Below are 20,757 nucleotides of genomic sequence, written 5' to 3' on the forward strand. Positions count from 1 at the left end.
GCGGGCTGGCTTCTGACGTCTGCGGGACGGGGTCAGACCCGGCGCAGGACCGCCACGACCTTGCCCATGATCGAGGCGTGGTTGCCGTCGATCGGGTCGTAGGCCTCGTTGTGGGGCAGCAGCCACACCTGGCTGCCGTCCTTCTTGAACGTCTTGACGGTGGCCTCGTTGTCGAGCAGCGCCGCGACGATGTCGCCGTTGTTCGCCGTCTGCTGCTGACGCACGACGACCCAGTCGCCGGAGCAGATGGCCGCGTCGATCATCGAGTCGCCGCTGACCTCGAGCAGGAAGACCGTGCCCTCGCCCACGAGCTGCTTCGGCAGGGCGAAGACGTCCTCGATGCGCTCCTCGGCGAGGATGGGACCGCCGGCCGCGATGCGGCCCACGACCGGCACGCGGACGGCGTCGGGGAACGCGTCGTTGACGCCGGTGGCGTCGAACGACGTGTCGGGGTCGGCCTGGGGGAGCAGGACCTCCAGCGCGCGGGGGCGATGGGGGTCGCGTCGCAGGAAGCCCTTCTGCTCGAGCACCTTCAGCTGGTGGGAGACCGATGACGGGGACGCCAGCCCCACCGACTCGCCCATCTCGCGGATGCTCGGCGGATAGCCCCGCGTCTCGACCGCCGACTTGATGACCTCGAGGATGCGCCGCTGGCGCGCGGTGAGCCCGTCGGCGTCGGTGGGGCCGTCGGGGAGGGCGCTGACCGACGCGCCGGCTTCGATGAGCTGGGCGGTCACGTCCTCGCGGGTCGGGCGGCCACGTCGTCGTGGGGCCTTCGCGGGGCCGGGGGGCTGGGTGGTGTCGCGATCTGCCATGCCTCAACAGTAGGGCCCACGCGAGCACCAATCAAACATCTGTTCGAGTGTGTCGCGAGGTCTGTTCCGGGCCGTGTTCGGGTCCCTCGGGGCGGTCGGGGGCTGCGCGACGCGCCGTCCCCAGAAATTGTCAGACCCCCCTGATGGACTGCTCGGGCACTGGATCGCGGTTCGAACACCTGTTCCTGAACAGGACTTGTGTACGAATCGGATCTGGGCTACAAATGAACTCATCGAACACCCGTTCGATCACTTCCCGAGGAGATTCCGATGACCGCTCTCGCCGTTGATCGCCGCCAGGCACCCATTCGCGCGCGCCGTCCCGAGCGTCGCCCCACGCCTGCGGGTCCTGCCGTCCGGATCGACCGCAGCGTGCGGCCGGGCGCCCCCACCCTGAAGGGTGTGCCGCTGGCCGCCGCCGGCCAGTCGTCCACCCACGCCTGCTCCGCCGGGCGACCCGTCGCTCGCCCCCGCGTGTCGGTGGGGGAGGCGCCCGTGGTGGTCACCCGCTTGACCGACCGCGGCCTCGCCCTGGTTCTCGCCCTCGTCACCCTGGTCGTGATGGTCTCGCTGGGTTGTGTGGGCGCCACCGCGGCCCGCGTCATGTCCGAGCCGGCGGCGGTCTCCGCGCTGCGCTGACCTCGACGAGAGTTGCCCCGGCCGTGAATCCCGCGGCCGGGGCGCTGTCGTTTCGATCGGTGATCGACGCCGTGGAGCGAGCGCGGGACACGCGACGCGCCGGGTATTGCATTGGGGCCTGACGATGCCTACGATACCTACATCTAGTAGTTACAAGGCTGTGCTTTGTCCACAACTAGTGGTTGGTATCCACACACTGTCCACATCGGCGCACACAGGGTTATCCCCAGAAACCTCCGGATCCGTCCACAGGGGGCGTGCGCCACCGCAGGGAAGGAGGCGTCGCATGCACTGTCCCTACTGTCGGCACACCGACTCGCGCGTGCTCGACTCGCGCGCGGCCGACGACGGTGCCAGCATCCGGCGCCGTCGCCAGTGCCCCGTGTGCGAGCGACGCTTCACGACGCTCGAGCAGATGCAGATCGTCATCGCGAAGCGCTCGGGGGTCCTCGAGCCCTTCAACCGCGACAAGGTGATCAGCGGAGTACGGAAGGCCTGCAAGGGCCGCCCCGTCTCCGAGGAGCAGCTCGCTCGCCTCGGCCAGAAGGTCGAGGAGACCCTCCGCGCCAGCGGCCAGCCCGAGATCCCGGCCGACGAGGTCGGCGTCGCCATCCTGGGCCCGCTCCGCGAGCTCGACCAGGTCGCCTACCTGCGGTTCGCGAGCGTCTACCGCCAGTTCGACTCGGTCGAGGACTTCGAGTCCGAGATCGAGGCACTCCGCCGCGAGAGTCCCGCCGGGCTCCCACTGGAGCCCGCGCCGGCCTGACTGCCGCCGCGTTCCGCGTACGCACCACTCGACCACGCACGTCCTGAACCACCACCCGCCGCACGAGCACGAACCACCCGCACCAGAGGAGCAACCGATGACCGAAACCACCCGTGGCACGGGCCGCAAGGCCCCCGCGAAGTCGACGGGCCACCAGGGCCTGACGATCGAGCGCGTCTACACCACCGAGGGGGTGCACCCCTATGACGAGGTGACGTGGGAGCGTCGCGACATCGTCCAGACCAACTGGAAGACCGGCGAGAACGTCTTCGAGCAGCGCGGTGTCGAGTTCCCCGACTTCTGGTCGATGAACGCCTCGACGATCGTGACGACGAAATATTTCCGCGGCGCGGTCGGCTCCGACAAGCGTGAGCAGGGCCTGAAGCAGCTCATCGACCGGGTCGTGAAGCAATACCGCAAGGGCGGCGAGGACCACGGCTATTTCGCGACCCAGGTCGACGCCGAGGTCTTCGAGCACGAGCTGACGTGGATGCTCCTCCACCAGGTGTTCTCGTTCAACTCCCCGGTGTGGTTCAACGTCGGCACCACGTCTCCCCAGCAGGTCTCTGCGTGCTTCATCCTGTCGGTCGACGACTCGATGGACTCGATCCTCAACTGGTACAAGGAAGAGGGCTTCATCTTCAAGGGCGGTTCGGGTGCGGGCCTGAACCTGTCGCGCATCCGTTCGTCGAAGGAGCTGCTGACCTCGGGCGGCACCGCGTCGGGCCCGGTCTCGTTCATGCGCGGTGCGGACGCCTCGGCCGGCACCATCAAGTCGGGCGGCGCGACGCGTCGTGCGGCGAAGATGGTCGTCCTCGACGTCGACCACCCCGACATCGAGGAGTTCATCGAGACCAAGGCGCGCGAGGAGAACAAGATCCGCGCCCTGCGCGACGCCGGCTTCGACATGGACCTGGGCGGCCGCGACATCACCTCGGTGCAATACCAGAACGCGAACAACTCGGTCCGGGTGTCGGACGCCTTCATGCGTGCGGTCGAGGACGGCGACGACTTCGCGCTGACTTCGCGTACGGACGGCTCGACCGTCGAGACCGTCGACGCCCGCGAGCTGTTCGACAAGATGGCCACGGCGGCGTGGGAGTGCGCCGATCCCGGCATCCAGTACGACGACACGATCAACGACTGGCACACCAACCCCGAGTCGGGCCGCATCACCGCGTCGAACCCCTGCTCGGAATACATGTCGCTCGACAACTCGTCGTGCAACCTCGCGTCGCTGAACCTGCTGAAGTTCATCACGCCCGACAACAGCTTCGACTCGGAGAAGTTCGCCAAGTCGGTCGAGCTCATCATCACCGCGATGGACATCTCGATCTGCTTCGCCGACTTCCCGACCGAGTCGATCGGCGAGACCACGCGCAACTACCGCCAGCTCGGCATCGGGTACGCGAACCTCGGCGCCCTGTTGATGGCGACCGGCCACGGCTACGACTCCGAGGGCGGGCGTGCGTTCGCCGCCGCCATCACGTCGCTGATGACCGGCACGTCCTACCGCCGCTCGGCCGAGCTCGCCGCGATCGTCGGCCCCTACAACGGCTATGCCCGCAACGCCAGCGCCCACCAGCGCGTCATGCGCAAGCACCAGGCCGCGAACGACGAGCTGCGTACGCTGTCCCCGGTCGACGGCGCGGTCCACACGGCTGCGACCACCGAGTGGGACCAGGTCGTCAAGCTGGGCATCGAGAACGGCTACCGCAACGCCCAGGCGTCGGTGCTCGCGCCGACCGGCACCATCGGCTTCATGATGGACTGCGACACGACCGGCATCGAGCCGGACTTCTCGCTGGTCAAGTTCAAGAAGCTCGTCGGCGGCGGCTCGATGCAGATCGTCAACCAGACGATCCCGCGCGCGCTCAAGCAGCTGGGCTACGCCGACGAGACCGCCGAGGCGATCGTCGAATACATCGCCGAGAACGGCCACGTCATCGACGCGCCCGGGCTGAAGACCGAGCACTACGAGGTGTTCGACACCGCGATGGGCCAGCGCGCCATCAAGCCGATGGGCCACGTCCGCATGATGGCGGCCGTCCAGCCGTTCCTGTCGGGCGCGATCTCGAAGACGGTCAACCTGCCCGAGTCGGCGTCGGTCGAGGAGATCGCCGACGTCTATCGCCAGGGCTGGAAGCTCGGCCTGAAGGCGCTCGCGGTCTATCGCGACAACTGCAAGGTCGGCCAGCCGCTGTCCGATGGCAAGAAGAAGGAGGAGCCGAAGGCCGAGGTCGCTCCGGTGGTCGAATACCGTCCCCGCCGCAAGCGCCTCCCCAAGAAGCGTCCGAGCCAGACCACGTCGTTCTCCGTGGGCGGCGCCGAGGGCTACCTGACCTCGGGCTCCTACCCCGACGACGGCCTCGGCGAGGTCTTCATCAAGCTCGGCAAGCAGGGCTCGACCCTGGCCGGCGTGATGGATGCCTTCTCGATCGCGATCTCGATCGCGCTGCAGTACGGCGTGCCGCTCGAGACCTACGTGCAGAAGTTCACCAACATGAAGTTCGAGCCGGCCGGCATGACCGACGACCCGGACATCCGCATGGCGCAGTCGCTCATCGACTACGTCTTCCGGCGCCTGGCGCTCGACCACCTCACGTTCGAGGAGCGCGCCGAGCTCGGCATCTACACGGCCTCGGAGCGGGCCCGCTATGTCGAGACCGGCAGCTATGTCGACGAGGCCGACGAGGAGCAGATCGAGTCGGAGTCGTTGAAGAACGACGCGGGCGACAACGTCGACACCGACGCCGACCCCGTCACGGCCAACCCGACGAAGCTCACCGATCCGACGTCGTCGGCCTCGGTGCGCCGGGCGCCGTCGGAGGCCCACACCTCCGCGGAGCTGCTCGAGTCGATCACCGGCAACACGGTCGACGCGCCGCTGTGCTTCACCTGCGGCACGAAGATGCGCCCGTCGGGCTCCTGCTATGTCTGCGAGGGCTGCGGCTCGACCAGCGGCTGCAGCTGACCTGAACCACGCGTACGCCCCCTCCCGAGCGATCGGGAGGGGGCGTACGTGCGTCGTGGGCGGGTGCGCGGGTCGCGTACGCGAGGTGTCGCGGCCTGCGTACGCCGGGTGTCGTGTGTGCAGGGTTGCGTCGACACGCCGGGCGACAGGCCCAACTCGTGCACTCGTGTGCACGAGTTGGGCCCGAGGCGGAGCCGAGGGTTCGGTCAGGTGAAGGTGACCTGCGGCTGGCCCGTGGAGAAGTCGATGCGGGCGCTGTTCACGTTGGTCGCCGTGCCGCTCAGGGTGGCGCTCCGCCCCTGTTTCGTGCCGCTGCCGCCGATGGAGATGGTGGTGGTGATCGTGAACCGCACCGTCGTGCCGATGGCCAGCGGGGTGACGTTGGCCCACGGGTCGTTCTTCAGGGTGTAGGTGAGCGAGCTCAGGTCCGGGACCGTGCCGTCGTCGGCGCGCCACCGGATCATCGGGCACCCGGACGGCGTGAGCTCCTTGCGCTTGAGGCAGTCGGCGAGGGCCCGCTTGGCGGCCTCGACGGCCTCGCGCTTGCCGTTCTCGTTGACGGCGAACGTCGGACGCGAGTCGGCGTTGGGTTCGCCGACGCTCTCGACCACGAACTCGCCGCTCTTCACCTCCAGGAAGGGGTTGGTGCTCGTCACCGCATAGCCACCGGGGAACAGTTGGTAGCGCCCCGGCTTGACCTCCTTGCCGTTGACCAGGCGGTTGGGTCCGCTCGAGCCGACGCCGACCTCGGCGCTGGTGGCCTTCAGCTTCCACGCGTCGCCGGACTTCACGAGCTCGTGGGCCGTCGTGATCGACTTCTCGCCGATCCTGTACGCCGCCGTGACCGTCGCCGACGTCGGCGTCACCGACCCCGGGGTCACCGTATGACCCGTGATCGGGGCCTTCTTCATGGCCTCGGCGAGGACCTCCTTGGTCAGCAGGTCGGTCGCCCCCGACGGCGGGGCCGCCGCGAGCGCGAGGGCCTTGTCGACGTCACCCGCGACCAGGGCGTCATAGAACGCCTTCACGGTGTCGCCTGCCGACGCCTTCTGACGGTTCTCCTCGGCGACGCGCGCTTCCTCGGCCCGCTGGGCCGCGAGCTTCTTCTGGTTGGCCTGGTAGGCGAAGATGCCGACCAGGAGCGCCACGAGTGCCACCACGGCGGCGATGGCTCCGAGCACGATCTTCTTGGTGCGAGCCGCGGCCGCGGGGTCCTTCGGCGGCCGCGGCGGAGGCACGGGCTGCTGGGGACCGGTGGGGAACCCCTGGCCGGGCCCGCCCGGCCACGATCCCTGCGGTCCGGGACCGGGCTGGCCGAATCCGGGACCGGGCTGGCCGAATCCGGGACCGGGCTGGCCGAACCCGGGACCGGGCTGCGGGGAACCCGGACCGGGTCCCCACCCGGGAGCGCCCTGTCCACCGGGTCCGCCCGGCCCGCCCTGGGGCACGGACGGCCAGCTTCCCTGGCCGTTCTGGGGTCCGCCTGGATGGGACATGGGGCCTCCTTCTTCGGTGACACGTCAACGTTCCATGACACCACTATCCGCGCCCTGCGGGCCAGCCCGGCCCGCATCGCAGGCGCGTCTCAGCAGCAGCGACCCGATCGTGATGACAGCGACGCCGAGGGCCGCGTACGGGCTGGCGGCGTGGACCGCGAGCCCGTTGCGCCAGACCAGTCCGGTGCCGACCAGCAGCAGGGCGACCGCGCCGAGCCCGTCCGCCAGTGACGGACGCGGCCCCAGCGGCGGGATGAGCCGCAGTTCGATCCGGGCGACTCGCGGCACCCACAACGCCAGGAGCGGCAGTCCGATGGCCAGTTGGACCACCGCCGAGAGCCACCACGAGTCGAGCTGGGGGAGGGCGCGCACGACCAGCAGCCACACCCCCATGCCGATCGAGACCGCCGGGACGTGCCACAGATAGATGGTCATCAGCAGCGCGTTGAGGGTCGCCAGCACCCGGGTCGCCCGCGGCGTACGCAGGCCCGGCCAGCGCCGACGGTCGACCAGCGCAAGCACGCCGACCTGGGCGAGGCAGAGCAGCGCCATGGCCGCCGTCGGCGGCAGCAGGTTCGAGACCGTGCGGTCGCCGAAGCCGACGGCGGGATAGGGGTAGTCGCCCGGACCGACCAGCACCACGATGGCGCCGATCGCCGCGATCGTCGTGAGCATGCACGTCACGGGGCTCCAGGTACGCCACCACCCCCGGTGGTACACCACTTCGAGCTGGTGGCAGAACAACCAGACGAAGACCAGGTTGAGGTGGCGCAGGTCGAGGCCCGCCCGCGCGTCGGTGGCGGCCAGCGCGAACGACGCCGCGTCGACGACGGCGGCCCCGGCCAGCAGTCCGGCCAACGTGGCCGCGCCCGCTCGGTCCTGCAGCCACACCATGAGGGGGGCGACGGTCACGATGAACAGATAGACGGTGAGGAACCAGAGCACCTTGGTGAGGCTCGAGCTCACGAAGACCGCGGGCTTCGGCCAGCCCGCCCACGCCACCGCGGTGGCGAGCAGGCCCAGGATGGCCACGAAGCTCGTGAGGGGGCCGATGAAGCGCCGCGCCCGCGCCGCGAGATAGTGGGCGTACGCCTCCCCGCGCTCCCGGCCGCGGTCGACGACCACGGCGTGGGCATAGCCGCCCGTCACGAAGAACAGCGGCATGACCTGGACGAACCAGCTCAGCACCGCCCCCGGGACGCCCGGCTCGGCCACGCTCGCCCGCAGCGCGCCGTCGGGACCGAATCCCGCGCGGAACAGCGCCATGTGGAACACGACCACGACCGCGACCGACAGGACGCGGGCGGCGTCGATCACGACGTTGCGCTCACGGCCCCCGGCGCGTTCCATGCGGCGACTCTAGCCAGATCGCGTCCACGCGAGCCCCTAGGGTGTGGGCGTGACGGGAGTGGCCATCGGCTTCGCGACCATCGGGGTCGTCATCGGCGTCGGCTACCTGCTCGCCCGGCTCGGGATCGTCGACGAGCGTGGCCAGCAGGTCCTGGCGCGGGTGTCGTTCAACGCCGCCATGCCGGCCCTGTTCATCACGATGCTCTCGCGCACCGACGTGCGGGTGATCTTCAGCGCCCACCTCACCGTGAGCCTGCTGTCGGTGTTCGTCGTCAGCGTCACCGCCGTGCTCCTGGCGCGCCTCGCGTGGCGGCGTACGGTCCCGGACACCGTGGTCGCCGCGTTCGGAGCGTCCTATGTCAACGCGGCCAACCTCGGCCTGCCGATGGCCGCCTATGTCCTGGGCGACGCGACGCGGGTGGTGCCGATGCTCCTCACCCAGCTGATGCTGCTGCAGCCGTTCGGGCTCGCCGTGCTCGACGTCGCGACCGCCCGCGAGCGCGGCACGCACCTCACCCCGTGGCGGCTCGTCCTCCGGCCGTTGCGGAACCCCCTCACGATCGGCACCCTCATCGGCGTGGGCCTGGCCCTCACCGGCACCCATCTCCCGGCCGCCCTCGACGCGCCCCTGACCCTGCTGGGCGGGTTCGCCGTGCCGGCCAACCTGCTCGCCTTCGGCATCTCGCTGCGCTTCGGTCCCCGTCCGGGACGCGGCGAACCCGTCGCCCAGCTGGCGACGCTGGTCGGCCTCAAGCTGGTCGCCCAGCCGCTGCTGGCGTACGCGCTGGCAGCGCACGCCTGGCATCTCGCGCCCGCCGAGGTCATGGCGATCACCGTGATCGCCGCCCTGCCGACGGCCCAGAACGTCTTCGTCAACGCCACGCAGTATCGCGCCGGCGTCGTGCTGGCCCGCGACGTCGTCTTCCTCACCACGATCGCCTCCATCCCGGTCCTGCTGACGATCGCTCTGGCGCTGCATCCTCGCTAGATCCCGCCCCGGTGCGGGCGACCCGGACTAGATTGCTCCCATGTCCGAGCCCGACCGTCCCGCGTTCCCCGACCCACGCCCGCGCCCCGACCTCCCGACCGCGGTGACGATCTACGAGGTCGGACCCCGCGACGGCCTCCAGGCGGAGAAGGCCGTCGTGCCGGCAGAGACCAAGATCGCGTTCGTCGGACGCCTCGCCGACGCGGGCCTCCACACCATCGAGACCACCAGCTTCGTCTCGCCGAAGTGGGTGCCACAGCTCGCCGACGCGGCCGAGGTGCTGGCCGGGATCGACCCGGGCCGCGGACCGCGTCCCGTCCTCGTGCCCAACGACCGCGGCCTCGATCGGGCGCTCGAGTCCGGCGTACGCGACATCGCGGTGTTCGTCAGCGCGACGGAGTCGTTCGCGAAGGCCAACTGGAACTCGACGGTCGAGGGCGCGCTGGCGATGGCGGCGCCCGTCGTCACCCGGGCTCTGGAGGCGGGCCTGTCGGTCCGCGGCTATGTCTCGATGTGCTGGGGCGATCCGTGGGAGGGTCCGGTGGACCCGGCTCGGCCGGCCGCGATCGCCCGCCGCCTGCTCGACCTCGGCGTACGCCGGGTCAGCCTGGGCGACACCATCGGCGTCGGGACCGCCGGCGGCGTACGCGCGGTCCTCGACGCCTGCGCGGCTGCGGGCGTCGGCGTCGACCAGGTGGCGCTGCACTTCCACGACACCTACGGGCAGGCGCTGACCAACGTGCTGGCCGGGCTCGAGCAGGGCGTCACCGAGTTCGACGCGTCCGCCGGTGGGCTCGGCGGCTGCCCGTACGCGAAGTCGGCGACCGGCAACCTCGCGACCGAGGACCTGGTCTGGCTGCTGGAGGGGCTCGGCATCCCCACCGGGGTGGACCTCGATCGCCTCGTGGCGACCTCGGTCTGGATGGCCGAACAACTCGGCCGACCCAGCCCGTCGCGGGTGGTGCGGGCGCTCGGCGTTCGCTAGGTTCGCAACCAACGGCCCCGTGCGACCACACCCCTGGGGCGAGACGGAGGAGAACGCCAGTGCCGGAGTACGACGACTTCGACCTCGACCGCAGCACCGCGCAGGCCTGGGCGTCGTTCCAGGAAAGGCTGTCGGAGGTCGTCTCGGTCATGGACGACACGTCCGACCTCACCATCGGCTCGGTCGCGACGAGCGCCGAGACGGTGCCGTTCGTCCGGTTCCACAGCATCAGCCGCGACGTCGTGCGCGCCGAGGCGGCCAGCAACGGTGTGCTCGGTGAGGACTACCAGCTCGGATCGGCCCAGCTCGACCAGCTCGAGAAGCAGGGCTGGCACCCGCCGACGAGCGAGGGCCCGCGCCCGACCCCCAACTTCTGGTTCGAGGACGACCAGGAGGACTCCGACCGGCTCGCGCGCCTGACCGTCGAGGCTCTGCGCGACGTCTACGGCATCCAGCACCCGGTGTTCCTCGCCCCCGACCAGCTCGCCGAGATCCTCCAGCCGCGCGACGAGCCGCTGGAGGGCTATTCGGAGTTCGACCCCGAGGACATCGTGGCGACGGTGCCGGTGAACCATGAGCACCTCGACGACATGATCGAGGCCGAGCTGGCCGAGATGTTCGGCCACCAGCCGCTGCGTGACACCGAGGGCGACTTCGCCATCCGGGTGGGCTCGACGATGCTGTTCCTCCGCACGACGGCCGACCACCGCGAGATCATCGTCTTCGCCTGCCTGGTCAACGACGTCGAGGGCCGGTCACGCGCGATGGAGATCCTGTCCGACCTCAACACCGAGGTGCGGCTGGTGAAGTTCCAACTGATCCGCGACCGCGTGTTCGTGACGAGCTCGATCTTCGCCCACCCGTTCGTGCCGGCCCACCTCCACCAGGCCGTGCGCATCATGAGCGAGGTCGCCGACGGCATCGACGACCAGCTGGCGGCGAAGCTGAAGGGTCGGACGGTCTTCGACGAGGAGTGAGCGGGCTCAGCCCTGCGCCACCAGCGCCGCGTACGCCTCCGCGAAGCGCGCGCGTCGTTCCTCCCAATAGTTGACCCGCCCCGGGGCGGGTTCCAGCGTCGGTCCGGTGTCCGGCGGCGTACGCTCCGCGTCCGGCGCCAGGGTCTCGAGGGCCAGCAGTGCCGTGCCGTGCAGTGTCGCGCGTTTGATGGTCACCGGCGTGACCGGGGTGCCGAGCGCGTCGGCGACGAGCTGCAGCAGGCCCGGGAGGTCCTGCGAGACGCGCCCGCTGGCGACGACGCGGACGACGTCGGGGGAGACGTCGCGCAGTTGTGCGGCGATGCGCGCATAGACCAGGGCGACCCCCTCGAGGGCGCCCCGGGCGATGGCCTCGGGGCCGGACGACACCGTGAGGCCGGAGACGTGCGCGCGGGCCGAGCTCGCCCAGCCGGTGGCGCGTTCGCCGGTGAGATAGGGGAGGACGAGCGGGGTGACGTCGGACGGCTCGGCTGTCAGCAGCGCGTCGAGCGCGCCCTCCTCCGACGGCAGTCGCAGGGTCTCGTCGAGCCAGTCGACCACCCGGCCGACATCGTTCATCGCCCCGCCCACGATGGACCGGTCACCGGCCACGCGATAGCACCACAGGCCCGACGGCACGGTGTCCGGCACGCCCGGCACCACGACCCGCGCGGCCCCGCTGGTGGCTGCGGACAGGCCCATCGTCGTGGCGTCGCCCGCGCCGTTCCCGACGTTGGCGGCGAATCCGTCGGCGACGCCGCAGAACCACTGGGCGGCGCGGAGCGCAGGCCATCGGTCGCCGGTCGACCCTCCCGCGTCGACCAGCGGCTGGTCGGGATGGTGGACGCGGCTGAGCCGATCGACGTCGATGCCCGCCAGGGCGAGCATCGTGGGGTCCCAGGCGGCCGTACGCCGGTCCAGCAGGCCCGACCAGGCCGCGACCGACGTGCCGGCCCCGGTCGTCCCGATGAGGTGGAGGTGGACGTACTCGCTCAGCGACACCCAGCGCTGCACGTGGTCGAAGCGGCGCCGGTCGACGGCGGCCAGCCAGCGCAGGCGCGCCGGGAGGTAGGAGGTGTGCAGGCGGGTGCCGGTGCGTTGCTGCAGCTCCGCCTCGTCGACCTCGGCGCGGAGGTGGTCGACCTCGGCGGAGCAGCGGGCGTCGGCGTACGTATAGCACGGGGTGAGCGCCCGGCCGAGACCGTCGACCCCCACGAGCGACGAGGCGAAGGTGTCGATCGCGACGCCGGCCACCCGGTCGACGCCCGGCTGGTCGAGCAGTCCGTCGATGACCTCGCACACCTCGCCGAGGACGAGGTCGGGGTCGATGGTCGAGCCACGGTCGGTGGTCGTGACGAACGCATGGGCCACCTTCACCCGGTTGCCGGCCGGGCGGCCGTGGGCGTCGTAGAGGCAGCCGCGGGTGGCGGTCGACCCGACGTCGAGCGCCAGGACGAGGGGGTGCTCGGCGTGCTCGAGCTCGACGCGGAAGGACGACTTGGCCATGCCGCGAGCCTAGCCCCCGTCCGACGGGCGCATGGCGTAGTGTGGCGACGAATCCCGAGCAGGAGGCGCGACGTGAACACCGGTTTCGGCCACTTCACCACCCTGGCCGACGACGAGTGCCGCGACCTGCTGCGGACCCACACCATCGCGCGCATCGGCTGGGAGTCCAGCGTCGGCCCGCAGGTGATCCCGGTGACCTACCGCGTTGACGGAGACACCGTGGTGTTCCGCACCGCCCCCGGCAGCATCCTCGCCGAGTTGCGGACGGGCGCCCGCGTGGTCGTCCAGATCGACGAGTTCGACACCGAGACCCGCACCGGGTGGAGCGTCATGGCGCGCGGGACGGCGTCGTCCCCGACTGATCCGGACGCCCTGGTCGGCCTCTGGAGCCACGACGGTCCGGCGCCGTGGGCGGGGAACGATCGCAACCTGTTCATCGTGGTCGCGATCGAGGGGGTTTCCGGGCGCATCGTGGCCTCCGAGGACTAGGCTGGGACCCACCGCACGGAAGGGGAACCCCATGCCCGACCTCGACTCCCGCCGCCGCGTCATCGTCGGCGTCGACGGCTCCGACGACGCCCGTCGCGCGGTCGCCTACGGCGTCCGCGAGGCGCAGTTCATCGACGCCGACCTCCACCTCGTCCACGCCGTCGACGACGCCGTCCTCGCCGGCGCCTGGGGTGTCGTCTATGACCCCAGCCTGCTGCGCGACTCGGGCGAACACGCCACCAGCGAGGCGCGCGCGTACGCGCTGGAGATGGGGGCCGACGAGGCTCGACTGACCACCGAGGTGATGATGGGCAATCCCAGCGCCGTGCTGACGCGCCTGTCGGAGCAGGCCACGACCGTCGTCGTCGGCCGGCGGGCCATGAGCGGTCTCGAGCGCCTGTTCGTCGGGTCGACCTCGGTCGGGGTCGCGGCCACGGCCCACTGCCCGGTCGTCATGGTCTCGGCGGCGTCCCACAAGGACCGCACGGGCGACCTCGGCGTCGTCGGCGTCGGCATCGACGGCACCGACCGCAGCCGCGACGCCCTGGCGTACGCGTTCGAGGAGGCGGGCCGACGCGGTGCGCGGCTCGAGGTCGTCCACGCCTTCGAGCTCCCGACGGGCTTCTTCGCCGACATCCGCAACCGCCGCGAACGCGAGGAGACCCACGTGGTCGCGGCGCGGGAGGGCATCGCCGACCTCCTGGCGCCGCTGCGCGCCGAACACGGGTCGGTCGAGGTGAACACCTCGGTCGTGGCGGCCCATCCCGTCGACGAGCTGACCGCCCGCATGCCCCAGTTCGACCTGCTGGTGCTGGGCGTCCATGGTGTGGGGCTGCCCGGCTTCTCCCCGGGGGCCACGATCCGCGCGCTGATGGCCCACGGCGCCTGCCCGCTGGCGCTGGTGCGGCACTACCCGGCGAAACACCGCCGGGAACGCTGACCCCACGGGCCGTCTTTCCCATTGGTACGCCGGGGCCCGCGCCCCGTAGGCTGGGCCAGCCATGTCCGAGCCCGTCATCACGTTCGATCCCGACCTGCCGATCTCGGCGCGGGTCGACGACATCGAGTCCGCCATCCGCCACCACCAGGTCGTCGTGGTCGCCGGCGAGACCGGGTCGGGCAAGACGACCCAGCTGCCCAAGATGTGCGTCCAGCTGGGGCTCGGGCGCATCGCCCACACCCAGCCGCGCCGCATCGCGGCACGTTCGGTCGCCGAGCGCCTGGCCGAGGAGATGGAGACCGAGGTCGGCGACCTCGTCGGCTATCAGGTCCGGTTCACGCGCCGGGCGTCGAAGGACACGCGCGTCAAGGTGATGACCGACGGCGTGCTGCTGGCCGAGATCTCCCACGACCGGCTGCTGAAGCGCTATGACTGCATCATCATCGACGAGGCCCACGAGCGCTCGCTGAACATCGACTTCCTGCTGGGCTATCTGAAACAGCTCCTGCCGAAGCGGCCCGACCTCAAGGTCGTCATCACGTCGGCGACGATCGACACGGCGCGCTTCGCCGAGCACTTCGCCGGTCCCGATGGCACCCCCGCGCCGATCATCGAGGTGTCGGGCCGCACGTTCCCCGTGGAGGTGCGCTATCGGCCGATCCGCGACGAGGGGGCCGACGGCGAGGCCAATGACATCGAGCCGCGCGACCAGGTCGACGCCATCTGCGACGCGGTGACCGAGCTGCGGGCCGCGGGCCCTGGCGACATCCTCGTGTTCCTGTCGGGGGAGCGCGAGATCCGCGACACCGCCGACGCGCTCGAGGCGATGAAGCTGCGGTTCACCGAGGTCGTCCCGTTGTACGCGCGGCTCTCCGCCGCGGAACAGCACCGGGTCTTCACGGCCCACACCGGCACCCGCATCGTCCTGGCCACCAACGTCGCCGAGACCTCGCTCACGGTGCCCGGGATCCGTTATGTGGTTGATCCCGGCACCGCGCGGGTGTCCCGCTATTCGGCCCGCACCAAGGTCCAGCGGCTGCCGATCGAGCCCATCGCCCAGGCGTCGGCGAACCAGCGCGCCGGCCGCTGCGGCCGCGTGGCCCCCGGCATCTGCATCCGGCTCTATTCCGAGGAGGACTTCCTCAGCCGTCCCGAGTTCACCGACCCCGAGATCCTGCGCACCAACCTCGCCTCGGTCATCCTCCAGATGGCCGACGCCGGGCTCGGCGACATCGCAGGTTTCCCGTTCGTCGAGGCGCCCGACGGATCGCAGATCGCCGACGGCGTACGCCTGCTGGACGAGCTCGGGGCACTGGAACCCGCCAAGGACACGAAGAAGACGGCTCCGCGCCTGACGCCCGTCGGGCGCAGCCTGTCGCGGATCCCCCTCGACCCGCGCCTGGGCCGCATGCTCGTCGAGGCCGACCGGCAGGGCTGCCTGCGGGAGGTCATGGTCATCGTCGCCGGGCTCACGATCCAGGACCCCCGCGAACGACCGACCGAGAAGCGCGAGCAGGCAGACGTGTTCCACCGCCGGTTCTGGGCGCCGATGCCTGCCGACGACGCGGCGGCGGGCGACGACGCGCCCACCCCCGACGGGTCGGACTTCATGGCCTACCTGCGGCTGTGGGACTACCTCGCCGAGCGCCGCAAAGACCTGTCCGGCAACGCGTTCCGGCGGATGTGCCGCGACGAGTTCCTCAACTTCCTGCGCGTGCGCGAGTGGCAGGACCTCCACGCCCAGCTGTCGGAGATCGCCCGCGAACTCAAGCTGAACAAGAACTCCGCGCCGGGGTCGGCCGACCGCATCCACACCGCGATCCTGTCCGGGCTGCTGTCGCACGTCGGGCTCGCCGACCTGCGCGAGGAGAAGAAATCCGTTCCCCAGCAGGGAAAGCGGCGCCGTGGCCCGCGCGAATACCTCGGCGCCCGCGGCGCGCGGTTCGCCATCAACCCCGGTTCCTCGGTGGCCCGCACCCAGCCCGAGCTCGTGATGGCGTCAGAGCTGGTCGAGACCACCCGGCTGTGGGCCCGTGACGTCGCGGGGATCGACGCCGCGTGGGTCGAGGAGGTCGGCGCCCACCTGCTCAAGCGCAGCCACTCCGAGCCCCACTGGTCGGCACGCTCCGGTTCGGTCGTCGCCATGGAGCGGGTGATGCTGCTGGGCGTCCCGATCATCGCCCAGCGCCCCGTGAACTACGGCCGCATCGACCCCGCCGGCGCCCGCGAGATCTTCATCCGCTCGGCGCTGGTCGAGGGCGATTGGCGTACGCGCCACCACTTCTTCGTCCGCAACGAACGCGTCCGCGCCGAGGCCGCCGAGCTCGAGGAGCGTACGCGGCGCCGCGACATCGTCGTGGACGACCAGGTGATCTACGACTTCTATGACCGGCGCGTGCCGCTGGATGTCGTGTCCCAGAACCACTTCGACGCGTGGTGGCGGAAGAAGCGCCACGACGACGACACCTTCCTCGACCTCGTGCTCGACGACCTTGTGGCCGATCCCGAGGCGGCCGCCGCCGACGACTTCCCCGACCACTGGGACGTCGACGGCCACGCCCTGCCCATCACCTACGTCTTCGACCCCGGTTCGGGCCAGGACGGCGTCAGCGTGGAGATCGACCTGCCGCTGCTCAACCAGCTCACGCCGGCGCCGTTCACCTGGCAGGTGCCGGGACTGCGCCACGAGCTGGCCACCGAGCTCATCCGCTCGCTGCCGAAGCAGCTGCGTACCTCGTTCGTGCCCGCACCCGACTGGGCCCGCCGAGCGATGGACGAGATCGCGGCGTCCGGCGTCGGCCAGGGCGTCCCGTTCCCCGAGGCGCTGGGGGACGCGTTGCGCCGCCTGCAGGGCACCGTCATCCCGCCCGACGCCTGGGGAACCCACGCGGTGGACGACCACCTGCGCGTCGGTTTCGCCGTCGTCGACCCGGCCCAGAATCGCCGGATCGTCAAGCGGGGAAAGGATTTCAAGGAGCTCCGAGACGAGCTCGCGCCCACGGTGACCCAGCGACTGACGCAGGCCGCGCGCTCGACCGCGCGTACGGGCGCGACGTCGTGGGAGTTCGACACCATCGCGCCCGAGATCGCCGTCGGGTCGCGCGGGGTCGGCTATCCGGGGCTCGTCGACGAGGGGTCCTCGGTCGCCGTCCTGGTGCACGACTCCACCGCCGCCCGCGACCGCGCCCGCCCGCGCGGCCTGCGCCGCCTGGTGCTGCTGAACACGCCCGACCCGACCAAGTGGGTGGTGTCGCACCTGTCGGCGACCGACAAGCTGTCGCTGGGCAACAGCCCGTACGCGACCGTCCCGGCACTGCTGGCCGACGCCCGCCTGAAGTCGGTCGGGGACCTCGTCGCCGCCCGCACCGACGGCGCCGACATCACGACGGAGCAGGAGTTCCGCGCGCTGTGCGACGCCGTGCGCGCCGACAACCCCGAGCGCATGCTCGCCGTCGTGCGTACCGTCGCCGAGGTCCTGCGCCGCAGCCAGGAACTCCGCATCGCGCTCGAGCAGGTCGCCGACCCCGATGTCCGCACCGACGCCTCGGAGCAGGTCGACAACCTGTTGTTCGCGGGCTTCGTCGCGGCCACGCCCGAGCCCCACTTCTCCGACCTGCCCAAATATCTCCACGGCATCCAGGTGCGCCTGACCGCCCTCGCGAACAACCCGTCCCGCGACGCCCAGGCCAGCGAGACCGTCTGGGCGGTCGAGGACGCGTACGCCGAGCTCTGCGCCGCACTGCCCGCCGGGCCGCTGCCGCCCGATGTCGACGCCATCGGCTGGATGATCGAGGAACTGCGCATCAGCCTGTACGCCCAGTCGCTCGGCACCCGCGCCCCCGTCTCGCGCAAGCGCGTCATGAACGCGATCGCCGAGGCGCGCGGCCGTCACCGCTAGATTGGACCCCATGCTCGATCCGCGACTGCTCTATCAGTTCAACCCGGCCCTCTGGGAACAGATGCGGGGCAAGCGCCCGGTGCTCATCCACCTCCTCGACGGCTACATCGACGCCGGCCTCGTCGGGCGCACGTTGAGCGCCCACATCCGTGAGACCTGCGACCACGAGACGCTGGCGCAGTTCGACGTCGACCAGCTCCACGACTATCGCTCGCGCCGCCCGGTGATGGTGTTCGACACCGATCGCTGGAAGTCGGTCGAGCCGTTCAAGCTCGAGCTCCTCAAGGTCACCGCGCCGCACGGTGAGGACTTCCTGCTGCTGACCGGCCCCGAACCCGACGTCCAGTGGGAGCGCACCGTCGCGGCCGTACGCGGGCTCGCCCAGCGCCTCGAGGTGCGGCTGGCGGTCACGGCGTACGGCATCCCCATGGGAGTGCCGCACACGCGGCCCACGCTGCTGACGGGGCATGGCACGCGGTCCGAGCTCGCCGGCACCAACAATCCCGTCTGGGTGGGTCGCATGGAGATCCCCGGCAGCTTCGGCGCGCTCCTCGAACTCGACTTCGGACAGCACGGCATCGATGCGGCGGGCATCGCCGCGAACGTGCCCCACTACCTCGCATCGGCCCCGTTCCACCAGGCCGTGATCGCCGCCCTCCACCGGCTCAACGAGCTGACGGGCCTCGGGCTGCCGGTCGGCGTGCTGGAGGAGAAGGCGATCGTGAACCTGACCGAGATCGCCAACGAGATGCAGGCCTCGGCCGAGGTCCAGGAGGTCGTGGGCCAGCTCGAGCAGGGCTATGACGACATGCGGACCTCCCAACGCCCCGTGCCGTCGGCCGACGAGATCGGTGCCGAGCTGGAGCGCTTCCTGGCCGAGCAGGACAAGAAGGACGACGAGGGACACTGATGCCGCAGGAGATCCGCAAGCTGACCGAGTTGCTGGACGTCGAACAGCTCGAGACCCGCCTGTTCCGGGGCCAGCACGACCACACCAGTCGCCAGCGCACGTTCGGGGGTCTCGTCATGGCCCAGGCACTCGCCGCGGCCTCGCGTACGGTCGAGGGGGATCGACGCCCCCACTCGCTGCATGCCTACTTCCTGCGCCCGGGTCGCGCGGAGCTGCCCATCGTCTATGAGGTCGAGATCGCCCGCGACGGGCGGTCGTTCTCGCAGCGCCGCGTCGCGGCGATGCAGAACGGCGAGCACATCTTCCAGCTCGCCGCATCGTTCCAGGTCCCCGAGGAGGGGCTCGACCACGCGGACCCCATGCCCGACGTGCCCGACCCCGAGAGCTGCCCGCGCGTGTCGGACGTGCTCGCGAAGGCGTCCGGGTCGAGCCCCGACCTGTGGGAGCAGGAATGGGGCGTGCTCGACGTCCGCTACATCGGCGATTCGAACGCGCCGGGGCGCCGCCACATCGACCCCCACTCCCACGCCGCGTACGCCCGGGTCTGGGTCCGCGTCAACGGTGACCTGCCCCAGACGCCGATGATCCAGGAGTCCGCCCTCGCGTATGCGTCCGACCTGACCCTGTTGTCGATCTCGGTGCTGCCGCATGGCGTTCGCTGGGGTACGCAGGACGTGCAGGCCGCCTCGCTCGACCACGTCATGTGGTTCCACCGCCCGGTCCGCACCGATCGCTGGTGGCTGTTCGACCAGATGTCGCCGTCGGCGTCGGGCGCCCGCGGTCTGTCGATGGGCCGCATCTATCAGGATGGCGTCCTCGTGGCGACGTGCGCCCAGGAGGGGCTGATCCGCCCGTCGAAGGCGGTGCTGGAGGCGCGGCGATGAGCGTGCTCGAGCCGCGTCGCGGGTCGGAGGTGCCGGCACTGTTCTGTGACTACCTCGACTTCTATCGCGATGTGGTGGAGGAGAAGGTGCGCTCGCTGCCGGAGGCCGCGCTGCGGGAGTCGGTGGTGCCGTCGGGCTGGACCCCGCTGGAGCTGGTGCAGCACCTGGTGTTCATGGAGCGGCGCTGGTTCGTGTGGGGTTTCCTCGGCGAGGCGGTCGACGAGCCGTGGGGCGACAACCGCGGTGCGGAGAAGTCGGCGGGGTGGGAGGTTGACCCGTCAGCCAGCCTCGACGCGCTGATCGAGCGGCTCCACGACGGGGGCCGGCGTACGCGGGAGATTCTCGCCGGGGCGTCGCTGGAGGCGATGGCGCCGCCGGGGCCACGGTTCGAGGGCAGGTACGCGGGCGAGACCGCGTCGCTGGCGTGGACCTGCTTCCACGTGTTGCAGGAGTACGCGCGGCACGCGGGTCATCTGGACATCGCGGTGGAGCTGGCGGGCGGTCTCACCGGGGAGTGATGAGCCTGGCGCGCATCGCTGGGGAACTCTCCACCCGGAAGCCGGCTCGCTCGTACATCGCGCGACCGTCGGCGGTCGCCATCAGTTCGGCGCGAGCGACGCCGGTCGACCGGGCCCACTCCAACACGGCCTCGAAGGCGCGGCGGCCATGGCCCCGGCCCCGATGGTCGGCGAACGTGCACACGTTGCTGATCAGCACGTCGCGGCCGTCGGGGACTCCGGGAGAGGGGGCGGCGTCGCGGATGGCCCCCATCGCGCACGCGACGACTCCCTCGCCGGCGTCCACCACGAAGATGCCGTAGGAGGAGTCGGCCAACCGGCCGACGAACCAGGCGTACGCGTTCTCCCGCCATTGTGGGTCTGGAGCTGCCACGCCCATGGCGTCGAACATCTCCGCTCGCAGGGCGACCAGGGTCGGGACATCACCCGGCTGTGCTCGTCGAACGGCGACGGGATCGGCTCTCACGTGGGGAACTCTACGTGGGCACCGCGGGCACCGCGGGCATGCCGGTGGCCCCAGCACCGTGGGGTGGTGGGGCTCGGCGGTCGGGTTTGGTCGGCGGTGGGTTAGAAGGGTGGGGGTTCGTCGGGTGGGGCGCTGCCGGGCGCGCCGGTCGGGTCGGTC

17 protein-coding genes are annotated in these 20,757 nt (G+C 70.8%); 12 read left to right on the forward strand and 5 right to left on the reverse strand.

The features are described 5' to 3' along the window. Positions 1-32 precede the first annotated feature (32 nt). The gene (lexA, locus tag ACYVAG_RS15460) at positions 33-815 is read right to left on the reverse strand and encodes a transcriptional repressor LexA (RefSeq protein WP_460771118.1); all 783 of its coding nucleotides are present in this window, start codon (positions 813-815) and stop codon (positions 33-35) included. 270 nt (positions 816-1,085) lie between these two features. Between lexA and ACYVAG_RS15465 the strand changes: the two genes are divergently transcribed. The 3 genes from ACYVAG_RS15465 (at position 1,086) to ACYVAG_RS15475 (ending at position 5,194) form a co-directional block, all read left to right on the forward strand. Continuing rightward, positions 1,086-1,454 (forward strand): hypothetical protein, encoded by a 369-nt coding sequence (locus ACYVAG_RS15465; protein ID WP_460771120.1) that lies wholly within the window; start codon positions 1,086-1,088, stop codon positions 1,452-1,454. Between the two features lie 286 nt (positions 1,455-1,740). Then, positions 1,741-2,220, forward strand: a complete 480-nt coding sequence (gene nrdR, locus ACYVAG_RS15470) for a transcriptional regulator NrdR (protein WP_460771122.1) — start codon at positions 1,741-1,743, stop codon at positions 2,218-2,220. Positions 2,221-2,317: 97 nt separating this feature from the next. Further along, complete coding sequence (locus ACYVAG_RS15475) at positions 2,318-5,194, forward strand: vitamin B12-dependent ribonucleotide reductase (RefSeq protein WP_460771124.1); 2,877 nt, start codon at positions 2,318-2,320, stop codon at positions 5,192-5,194. Positions 5,195-5,400: 206 nt separating this feature from the next. Here ACYVAG_RS15475 and ACYVAG_RS15480 read toward each other — a convergent pair whose 3' ends face one another. Next, on the reverse strand, positions 5,401-6,690 hold the full coding sequence (locus ACYVAG_RS15480; protein ID WP_460771126.1) for a hypothetical protein: 1,290 nt from the start codon (positions 6,688-6,690) through the stop codon (positions 5,401-5,403). A 24-nt stretch (positions 6,691-6,714) separates the two neighbouring features. Then, complete coding sequence (locus ACYVAG_RS15485) at positions 6,715-8,040, reverse strand: acyltransferase family protein (RefSeq protein WP_460771128.1); 1,326 nt, start codon at positions 8,038-8,040, stop codon at positions 6,715-6,717. A 49-nt stretch (positions 8,041-8,089) separates the two neighbouring features. Between ACYVAG_RS15485 and ACYVAG_RS15490 the strand changes: the two genes are divergently transcribed. The 3 genes from ACYVAG_RS15490 to ACYVAG_RS15500 are packed head-to-tail and all read left to right on the forward strand — an operon-like array spanning position 8,090 to position 10,990. After that, entirely contained in the window at positions 8,090-9,028 is a 939-nt protein-coding gene (locus ACYVAG_RS15490) for an AEC family transporter (protein WP_460771130.1), read from the forward strand. 40 nt (positions 9,029-9,068) lie between these two features. Further along, a complete protein-coding gene (locus ACYVAG_RS15495) occupies positions 9,069-10,013 on the forward strand; it encodes a hydroxymethylglutaryl-CoA lyase (protein ID WP_460771132.1) in 945 nt (314 codons plus the stop codon). Positions 10,014-10,072: 59 nt separating this feature from the next. Further along, entirely contained in the window at positions 10,073-10,990 is a 918-nt protein-coding gene (locus ACYVAG_RS15500) for a T3SS (YopN, CesT) and YbjN peptide-binding chaperone 1 (protein WP_460771134.1), read from the forward strand. Positions 10,991-10,996: 6 nt separating this feature from the next. On the opposite strand, the gene ACYVAG_RS15505 is transcribed toward ACYVAG_RS15500, so the two are convergent. After that, positions 10,997-12,493 carry a gluconokinase gene (locus ACYVAG_RS15505; RefSeq protein ID WP_460771136.1) on the reverse strand — a complete coding sequence of 499 codons (1,497 nt, stop codon included), beginning with the start codon at positions 12,491-12,493 and terminating at the stop codon, positions 10,997-10,999. Between the two features lie 72 nt (positions 12,494-12,565). On the opposite strand from ACYVAG_RS15505, the gene ACYVAG_RS15510 reads away from it, so the two are divergent. From ACYVAG_RS15510 to ACYVAG_RS15535, 6 genes are all read left to right on the forward strand, one after another. Then, positions 12,566-12,982 (forward strand): pyridoxamine 5'-phosphate oxidase family protein, encoded by a 417-nt coding sequence (locus ACYVAG_RS15510; protein WP_460771138.1) that lies wholly within the window; start codon positions 12,566-12,568, stop codon positions 12,980-12,982. A 31-nt stretch (positions 12,983-13,013) separates the two neighbouring features. Then, positions 13,014-13,922 (forward strand): universal stress protein, encoded by a 909-nt coding sequence (locus ACYVAG_RS15515; RefSeq protein WP_460771140.1) that lies wholly within the window; start codon positions 13,014-13,016, stop codon positions 13,920-13,922. 61 nt (positions 13,923-13,983) lie between these two features. After that, on the forward strand, positions 13,984-17,820 hold the full coding sequence (gene hrpA / locus ACYVAG_RS15520) for an ATP-dependent RNA helicase HrpA (protein WP_460771141.1): 3,837 nt from the start codon (positions 13,984-13,986) through the stop codon (positions 17,818-17,820). A gap of 10 nt (positions 17,821-17,830) precedes the next feature. Next, positions 17,831-18,730: a PAC2 family protein gene (locus tag ACYVAG_RS15525; RefSeq protein WP_460771143.1), complete on the forward strand. Its 900-nt coding sequence runs from the start codon at positions 17,831-17,833 to the stop codon at positions 18,728-18,730. Continuing rightward, positions 18,730-19,614: an acyl-CoA thioesterase gene (locus ACYVAG_RS15530; RefSeq protein ID WP_460771145.1), complete on the forward strand. Its 885-nt coding sequence runs from the start codon at positions 18,730-18,732 to the stop codon at positions 19,612-19,614. Before ACYVAG_RS15525 ends, ACYVAG_RS15530 begins: the two co-directional genes overlap by 1 nt. Then, positions 19,611-20,132, forward strand: a complete 522-nt coding sequence (locus tag ACYVAG_RS15535) for a mycothiol transferase (RefSeq protein WP_460771147.1) — start codon at positions 19,611-19,613, stop codon at positions 20,130-20,132. The genes ACYVAG_RS15530 and ACYVAG_RS15535 overlap by 4 nt, the downstream gene beginning before the upstream one ends. On the opposite strand, the gene ACYVAG_RS15540 is transcribed toward ACYVAG_RS15535, so the two are convergent. Further along, on the reverse strand, positions 20,119-20,598 hold the full coding sequence (locus ACYVAG_RS15540) for a GNAT family N-acetyltransferase (RefSeq protein WP_460771149.1): 480 nt from the start codon (positions 20,596-20,598) through the stop codon (positions 20,119-20,121). The two genes, ACYVAG_RS15535 and ACYVAG_RS15540, sit on opposite strands and share 14 nt — an antisense overlap. Positions 20,599-20,757 lie beyond the last annotated feature (159 nt).

It is taken from the genome of Mariniluteicoccus flavus (genome assembly GCF_054776655.1).